The organism is Luteimonas sp. A537, from assembly GCF_054052065.1.
Genome location: NZ_JBSVRH010000001.1, coordinates 853,346 through 860,729, shown reverse-complemented (window position 1 = coordinate 860,729; position 7,384 = coordinate 853,346). Strand labels below are relative to the sequence as shown.

The following is a 7,384-nucleotide window of genomic DNA, read 5'->3' as shown; positions in this document are numbered from 1 at the left end:
GGTCTGGCGGCGCAAGCCGGGGCCAGGCGTGCTCGTGCACTCGGACCAGGGCAGCCAGTTCACCGGCAGCGACTGGCAGTCGTTCCTGAAGGCGCACCGGATGGTGCCGAGCATGAGTCGTCGCGGGAACTGCCACGACAACGCGGTGGCCGAGAGCTTCTTCAGCGTGTTGAAGAAGGAGCGGATCAAGCGGCGGATCTACCCGACACGGGCGACTGCGACCTCCGACGTCTTCGACTACATCGAGATGTTCTACAACGCGGTTCGACGGCATGGTTCCGCTGGCGACGTCTCACCGGTAGAGTTTGAACGGCGCTACGCGCAGAGCGGCCAGTGAGTGTCTATGAAACTCTGGTCGGTCCAAAGACCGCACCCAACGAACTGGCGAGAACTTGGCGATCTCCGCCGCCCCAAGCACTCATTGACTCATGTGACCGAGCGTTTTGCGCCGCCCGCAGGTCCCTGAAGAATGACGTATCTGGGCCGAGCCAGCGAACACCGATGAAGAAGCGCTTCCATCTGCCAGTAGGCGGGAAGTGTGGCGGGTACTGAAGCGGTTCGCCTGGATGCATGATGCGGGGCCTAACGCCTGAATTAAGCCGCGCCGCGAAGCGGTGTCGGCTTGAATGAATTGTTAGGCATCAGGCCAGGGCCGTAATGCCAAGGGTGCTGGCCAAATTATTGGCTCTAGACCATCAATGCTATAGCCCTCTAGCTCAGTAATGACCCGGCCGTTCCCCCAAAGAATGACACCAACCAAACCACCAGCAGAGTTCTTGCCCGCATAGTCAGCAAGAATGTAGTGATCTTGGGTCACTGGAACTGCATTGAAGGAAGGCCCGAACAAAACGGTTGGACAGCCACCGCAACCACACTTGGCAATGACCTTGAGCGAGTCAATCTCCTCAAGGCGCGCAGGGGCCTCGCGTTGTAGCAAGAAGCTGAGCAGCAATCTCTCCTCATCGGAGATGTCTCGATGATATGGAGTGCAGTAGCGAGAATCTTTCACTGATGCCTAACGCCTGAATTAAGCCGCGCCGCGAAGCGGTGTCGGCTTGAATGAATTGTTAGGCCGCAGCTTGCCATAGGCCAGCGATGCCAACATTGCGCCCACAAAGTAGGCGACGAGAGTCTTAGTGCCGTAAGTGAGGTGACCCGAGATGGCCATTGCAAGGAACACGGCACCGAGAAACGCGGCAAGTGACCATGAAGCTCGAGCGCGAAACATTAGAAGCGCCGCGATCTGGACAAGTAGCGCGACAAGTGCAGCCCCAAGCCCTAAGACAACGACGGCTTCCCAGAGAGCCAGTGGCGCCCACGACGGCATTGCGAATGCGTTGTTGTAGCCGAGCGCTTGGATTGATACGAAGTACGTAGCGACACCTGACACCACACCCGCGACAATGCTCTTGATCGGTCCTTGCATGATCCACTCCTTGCGGCCTAACGCCTGAATTAAGCCGCGCCGCGAAGCGGCGTCGGCTTGAATGAATTGTTAGCCCGCAGCAAGCAGGCGCGCTACCAGACCACCTATCGCCTCTGTTGCTACGACTCTTGCTCCGGAGGCAGTTGCAGACTTGAGGCGCTCGAAGTACGAGCGACGATCTACAGTTGCGTCAACGGACTCTGGGGTCTTTTGGAGGAGCGCGAACCCCTTGCTTGTTAGAACAGCGCCAGGAAAGCCACGAAAGCTGAGGTTTGAATGGCTTCCGGCAAGGCGAATGAACGATTCGTCTATCAGGTACTGGATAGTATCCGATGCAGAGGCCACAAGTGAATCGTGGTGGGGCGAACCGGATGCATAGTTTTCTTCAAGGACTACGTCCATCCCGATCAGCATAGGATCGAGATCTATTGGGCTTGGGAACGCCTCGTAGAGACGCACGAACGTCCGCGCTGCAACTTGGTTGAAGATCTCTATGTTAGGAGGTGCGACCATAGTTCCTCTGCGGGCTAACACCAGAGTTAAGCCGTGCCGCGAAGCGGCATCGGCTTGAACGACTCGTTAGGCCGCCGTTCCCTGGCACCTGCGCCCGACGTGCGGCAGCCCAACCCCTGAGGCGAACAGTACAACGAGCACCGTGTCTGGTGCTGCCGAAACGCACCACGCGCGCGGCCAAGAACTCTCACCGCGCACTGCGTGAAGCCGACCCGGCAGGTCGAATCTTGCGAATAGTCGCGCCTGTCCGAAGCCGAAATGTTGCAGGGCTGACTGCCGATGCCTGCACCGCGCGTGCGAGGTGCAAACGCTGCGGATGAGAGAAGCGCTACAGATTGCCTGGAATCCGGCAACAACAGTGCGGGAAACAAGGCCTAACGCCTGAATTAAGCCGCGCCGCGAAGCGGTGTCGGCTTGAATGAATTGTTAGGCTGCGGCCCAGCGATAAGCTGATCCGCTGCCAGTAGACGAAATTGGGCTTGCTGTTCGGGCGAGAGTACGCGGAAAGGTATGGGCATGGCGCCACTCTCGAGCTCAATAAGAAAGCCACGGCTGTAAGTGTGGACTGCCTTCACCCTGGACCAAATAACAGAGCCTGGACCGCCCTTAGTGCGTCTGCTCACACCCGTAGCGTCGATAATGAAGTCGCACCGGCCGACACGAGACGATTTGTACACGAACCCGATTGTTGCAACACACTGGAGCGTGATGCGCGCCAAATGCCGCCGTACTCCGCTCAGCGTGCGCAAAACATCATCCGTATCGAAGGCGTGCTCCGTTACGAAATGCAGATACTCTCCGAGCCGATAGCGAACTGAGAACTCGATGCGCGACAAGGGATCCATAGCAGCCTAACGCCTGAGTTAAGCCGACTTGCGTAGCGTAGCCGACAACGTGGCAAGCTTTACCTGCCACGTTGTTGGTGTAGCGAAGCAAGTTCGGCTTGAACGAATTGTTAGGCCCCGCAGGCAGCTTTTAGTAGCAAATATGGCCGTCCTCGAAGTGGCCCGTAACAACCAACGGCAGCTTACACGTAAGGCGAATGGGTTCACTTGTTCCGTCGTCAACGATGAAGAAGGTGCTGTAGATTTTTCCGTCGACGGTAAAGCACGGCCGGATTGGGAACCCCTTGGCGGTTGCTCTGAACTGACCAGATTCATCAGTTACGGCAACCACTCCCGCCCCCGAACAGGTGGAGAAGTTTTCCAAGTCGTGGGGCAATCTAACCTCTACGCCGCTCTTCGGCTTGCCGTCTACCGTAAAGGTTCCTTCAACGACGCGGCCGGATTCTTGACACCCTGCAATCAAGAGACAAAGAAGTAGCAGTAGATGCAGATGCTTCATACGGGGCCTAACACCAGAGTTAAGCCGTGCCGCGAAGCGGCATCGGCTTGAACGACTCGTTAGGCCGCCGCTCCCTGGCACCTGCGCCCGACGTGCGGCAGCCCAACCCCTGAGGCGAACAGTACAACAAGCGCCGTGTCTGGTGCTTCCGAAACGCACCATGCGCGCGGCCAAGAACTCGCACCACGCACTGCCCGAAGCCGACCCGGCAGGTCGAATCTTGCGAAGAGTCGCGGCTGTCCGAAGCCGAGGTGCTGCAGGGCTGACTGCCGACGCCTGCACCGCGCGTGCGAGGCGCAAACGCTCCGGATAAGCGAGGCGCTACAGATCGCCTGGAACCCAGCAACAACAGTGCGGGAAACAAGGCCTAACGCCTGAATTAAGCCGCGCCGCGAAGCGGTGTCGGCTTGAATGAATTGTTAGGCGCCACCCGACGCCCGCTCCCATGATGCCACGGGCCCAGGTTGCGGATGAAACAGCGGGTGGCACGTTGGAGTGATCACGCCGCTCCATTGGGCGAGCACGGCTGGACTGCGAACCGACAACTTGCTTTGCAGATGCAGCCACTCACATGCAAGTTGGCCCGAATTGACAGGGATTGGTTGAACAGTCCGGATTGGGCCGATCTTGGAGCGGTCGAAAGCGTAGCCGCGTTGAGTTGCCTCGGCATGGACAGCGGCCAGATACGAATTTATGGCCGAGCGCGGATGTGGGTGTGCTTTGAAGCGCTCCAGCTGAGGATGGCGGGTGTAGCCGCGCGTCTGGCCGCGGAGCACTGCCTTGGCCAGTAAGGCCTCACGCCAAAGTGCAACGAGCCCTTGCGAGTCTAGATACTTTGGATGCAGTGACCAGAGACGCATGCAGTGGCGCCTAACGCCAAGTAAGCCTCAAAAATGAGGCGGTAAAGCCCGCTGGCCGGATTACAGCGCAGAAATGCACCGGTAATGCATACCGCCCCGAAAACGCCGGTATGCACAGCAATCACACCGATGCCCGTCCCCTGCAGCCCCGGTCCGGCGACCCGCTACCGTCGAATATCCAACAACTCCACCTCGAACACCAGCGAGGCCCCGGGCGGGATCGCGCCGCCCGCACCCTTGATGCCATATCCCAGATCCGCCGGAATCAGCAGCTCCCGCTTTCCGCCGACCCGCATCCCGGCCACGCCCTCATCCCACCCGCGGATCACCCGGCCAGCGCCCAGCATGAAGACGAACGGCTGCCCGCGATCAACGGAGCTGTCGAACTTCTCCCCGCGCCTGTTGGCGGCCGCCTGGTCGTACAGCCAGCCGGTGTAGTGCACGCTGACTTCGTCGCCGGCCTTGGCAACGGCGCCGCTGCCCTCGATCACATCAATGCGCTGGAACTCGCCAACGTCGCCCCCGGTATACGGCGGCGGGGTCTTGCCGCAGGCGGCGATCAGGATCAGGCAGGACAGGACCGCGGCGGCGCGGCTGGGGCGGATCGACATGCGGGTGGCTCCGGGTTCAGCGCTTGAGCGCGGCGGGCGGCACGTCGAGTTCGATCGACAGCGCCAGGTGGTCCGAGAACGCCGCGGGAAAGGCCTGCATGTCGCGGCAGCCCAGGCCGTCGCTCACCAGGATGTGGTCGATCGCCTTCTGCGGCTTCCAGCTCGGGAAGGTGTGCACCATGCACGCCGGCGGTTGCAGGCGGGTCTGGCGGAACAGCGCGCCCATTTCCGGCTGGTCGACGGTGCAGTTGAAGTCGCCCATCAGCACGGCGTGCGGGGTGTCGGCCAGCAGCTCGGCGATGAAGGACAGCTGCGAGGCCCGCGACTGCGCGCCCAGCGAGAGGTGGGCCACGGCGATGGTCAGGCCGTCGTCGCCTTCGCCGAAGCGCGCCACCAGCACGCCGCGGCCGGTGATGCGGCCGGGCAGGGAGTGCACGGCGATGTCGAGCGGTTCGAACTTGCTCAGCAGGCCGTTGGCGCTGGAGGCGAACTGGCCCACGCGCCGGTTGGGCTGGTGGGTCCAGTAGTCGAAGCCGCCGCGCTCGGCCAGGTAGTGGGTCTGGTTGGTGAAGCCGGAGCGCCAGCTGCCGGGGTCGGCTTCCTGCAGGCCCACGATGTCGTGGCGGCCGGCCAGCTTGGCGATGGTGTCGAGCATGCCGCGCTTGTTGCCCATGGGCAGCACGTGCGACCAGCTGCGGGTGGCGTAGTCGCTGTAGCGGCGGGTGCTGGAGCCCGCCTGGATGTTGGCGCTGAGCAGCTTCAGCCGCTGCGATCCGGCAGCGGCTCCCGGCTCGGCCCCGGCGTCCGACGCGGGGTCGGGCACCGGTGGGACCTGCTTGTCGATATCAGTCCGAGCCACCGGCCTCGGCCGCCGCGCGCTCGCGAGCGACCAGCTGGTCGGTGATGCGCAGGACGTCTTCGAGGCTGCGGCCGCGCACGCGGTACTTGCCGTTCACCACCACGGTGGGCGTGGAGTCGATGCCGCTGCGGACGATGAACTGCTTGGTGCGGGCGATCTTGGCCTTCACCGCGAAGCTGTCGACGGTGCCCTTCAGCTGGCCGGCGTCGACGCCCTGCTTGGCCATCCACGCGATGATGTCGTCGATGCTGGCGTTCGGGCGCAGGCTGCGCTCGATGTGCATGGCGTTGAACAGCTGCGCGTGCAGGCGGTCCAGCACGCCGATGGCCTCGGCGGCGAAGAACGCCTTCGGGAAGTTGTCCTGCTCGTAGAACACGGCCGGCAGGTAGGTGAAGCGGACGTCGCCAGGCAGGCGCTTCTTCCATGCGCCCACCAGCGGGTCGAACGCGGCGCAGTGGGCGCAGGAGTAGGCGAAGACTTCGACCACTTCCACCTTGCCCTCCAGCGGTGCGAACGGTTGGCCGCCGGGGATCTCGATGTAGTCGGTGCCGGGCACCAGGGCAGGGCCCTGGGTGGCGGCCTGCGCTGCTGCGGCCACGGCGGCGTCGGCCGCGGGGTCGGCGGCGGGTGCGGCCGGGGCGCCTTCCGCGGCCTGGCCGGCATCGGTGGCGGCAGGTGCTTCGCCGGCGGCGGTCGGGTCCATCGCGGGCTCGTCGGTGATCGCGGACTCGCCGGCAACGGGCGCGGGAGCGGCGGCCGGAGCGGTTGCCGTCGCGGGTGCGTCGGCGGGCGCGGGCGTCTCTCCGCCGCCGCAGGCGACGAGCAGCACGCTCAGGAGCAGGGGGGCGAACAGCAGGCGCTTGTTGGTCATGGTGTGGGCTCGTCTGGTGCGGAAACGCTGGGATCGGATGTGGCCGCGCGCGCGCGCGCGACCAGCAGGTCGGTGATGCGGAGCATGTCGCCGAAGTTGCGGCCAAGCACGCGGTAGCGACCGTTGACGATCATCGAGGGCGTGCCCTGGATGCCGGTGGCGATGATGAAGTCGCGCGAGGATGCCATGCCTGCATCGGCTTCGGGCGAGCGCATCGCGGCGATGGCCGCGGTGCGGTCGAGGCCGAGTTCACCGAACAGTGTGGCGAATTCGTCCACCGATGCGCCGCGCTGCGGCAGTGCCTGTTCGACGTGGATGGCGCGGAAGATGGCTTCATGCGTCCCTGCGGGCGCGTCCAGCGAGTCCATGCCGAAGTATGCGCGGGCGTAGGGGTCGCCGGGCGTGAACGCGGCGGGCAGGTAGCGGAAGGCGACGTCGTCGGCAAGCGTGCGCTGCCAGCGGGTCACATGCGGCTGGAAGTCGTTGCAGACGTGGCACCAATAGGCGAACACCTCGACCACTTCGACCTTGCCGGCCTCGGCCTTGAACGGCTGGCCGTTGCTGATGGCCACGTAGTCGCGGCCCTCGACCAGGCCGTCATCGGCGCGGGCCGTGGATGGAAGCACCGTGCCGACTGCAAGCGCCAGCATGAGCAGGACGGGAATCAGGCGTTGGATCATCGACATGGGTCCTCGAAACGGAAAGCGCCGGCACAGGGGCCTGGCCGGCGCTGGAATTCACCCGTGGCAGGCGCCGCTGGACCGCGACGGCCGGCCGGCGTCACGGCGACTGATGGTCGTCCGTGGCGGTCGCTTCGCCGGCGTCTTCGCCTTCGGCCGGTGCGCTGGTGTCCGCGCCCGCGTCCTCGGCCGGGACTGCTTCGCCTTCCGCCGCGTCGGC

7 protein-coding genes are annotated in these 7,384 nt (G+C 63.7%); 1 reads left to right on the top strand and 6 read right to left on the bottom strand.

Annotated elements, in window-relative coordinates:
- A partial coding sequence (locus tag ACW7GZ_RS03945; protein WP_457007940.1) for an IS3 family transposase occupies window positions 1-337 on the top strand: 337 nt, incomplete at its 5' end.
- 690 nt (window positions 338-1,027) lie between these two features.
- Here ACW7GZ_RS03945 and ACW7GZ_RS03940 read toward each other — a convergent pair.
- From ACW7GZ_RS03940 to ACW7GZ_RS03915, 6 genes are all read right to left on the bottom strand, one after another.
- The gene (locus tag ACW7GZ_RS03940) at window positions 1,028-1,426 is read right to left on the bottom strand and encodes a hypothetical protein (protein WP_457007938.1); all 399 of its coding nucleotides are present in this window, start codon (window positions 1,424-1,426) and stop codon (window positions 1,028-1,030) included.
- Window positions 1,427-3,702: 2,276 nt separating this feature from the next.
- Window positions 3,703-4,143, bottom strand: a complete 441-nt coding sequence (locus tag ACW7GZ_RS03935) for a pyrimidine dimer DNA glycosylase/endonuclease V (RefSeq protein WP_457007936.1) — start codon at window positions 4,141-4,143, stop codon at window positions 3,703-3,705.
- Window positions 4,144-4,307: 164 nt separating this feature from the next.
- Window positions 4,308-4,754 carry an FKBP-type peptidyl-prolyl cis-trans isomerase gene (locus ACW7GZ_RS03930; RefSeq protein WP_457000729.1) on the bottom strand — a complete coding sequence of 149 codons (447 nt, stop codon included), beginning with the start codon at window positions 4,752-4,754 and terminating at the stop codon, window positions 4,308-4,310.
- A gap of 16 nt (window positions 4,755-4,770) precedes the next feature.
- Window positions 4,771-5,511: an endonuclease/exonuclease/phosphatase family protein gene (locus tag ACW7GZ_RS03925; protein WP_457002776.1), complete on the bottom strand. Its 741-nt coding sequence runs from the start codon at window positions 5,509-5,511 to the stop codon at window positions 4,771-4,773.
- Between the two features lie 88 nt (window positions 5,512-5,599).
- A complete protein-coding gene (locus ACW7GZ_RS03920) occupies window positions 5,600-6,484 on the bottom strand; it encodes a thiol:disulfide interchange protein DsbA/DsbL (protein WP_457007934.1) in 885 nt (294 codons plus the stop codon).
- Entirely contained in the window at window positions 6,481-7,164 is a 684-nt protein-coding gene (locus ACW7GZ_RS03915) for a thiol:disulfide interchange protein DsbA/DsbL (RefSeq protein ID WP_457007932.1), read from the bottom strand. The genes ACW7GZ_RS03920 and ACW7GZ_RS03915 overlap by 4 nt, the downstream gene beginning before the upstream one ends.
- Between the last annotated feature and the right edge of the window lie 220 nt (window positions 7,165-7,384).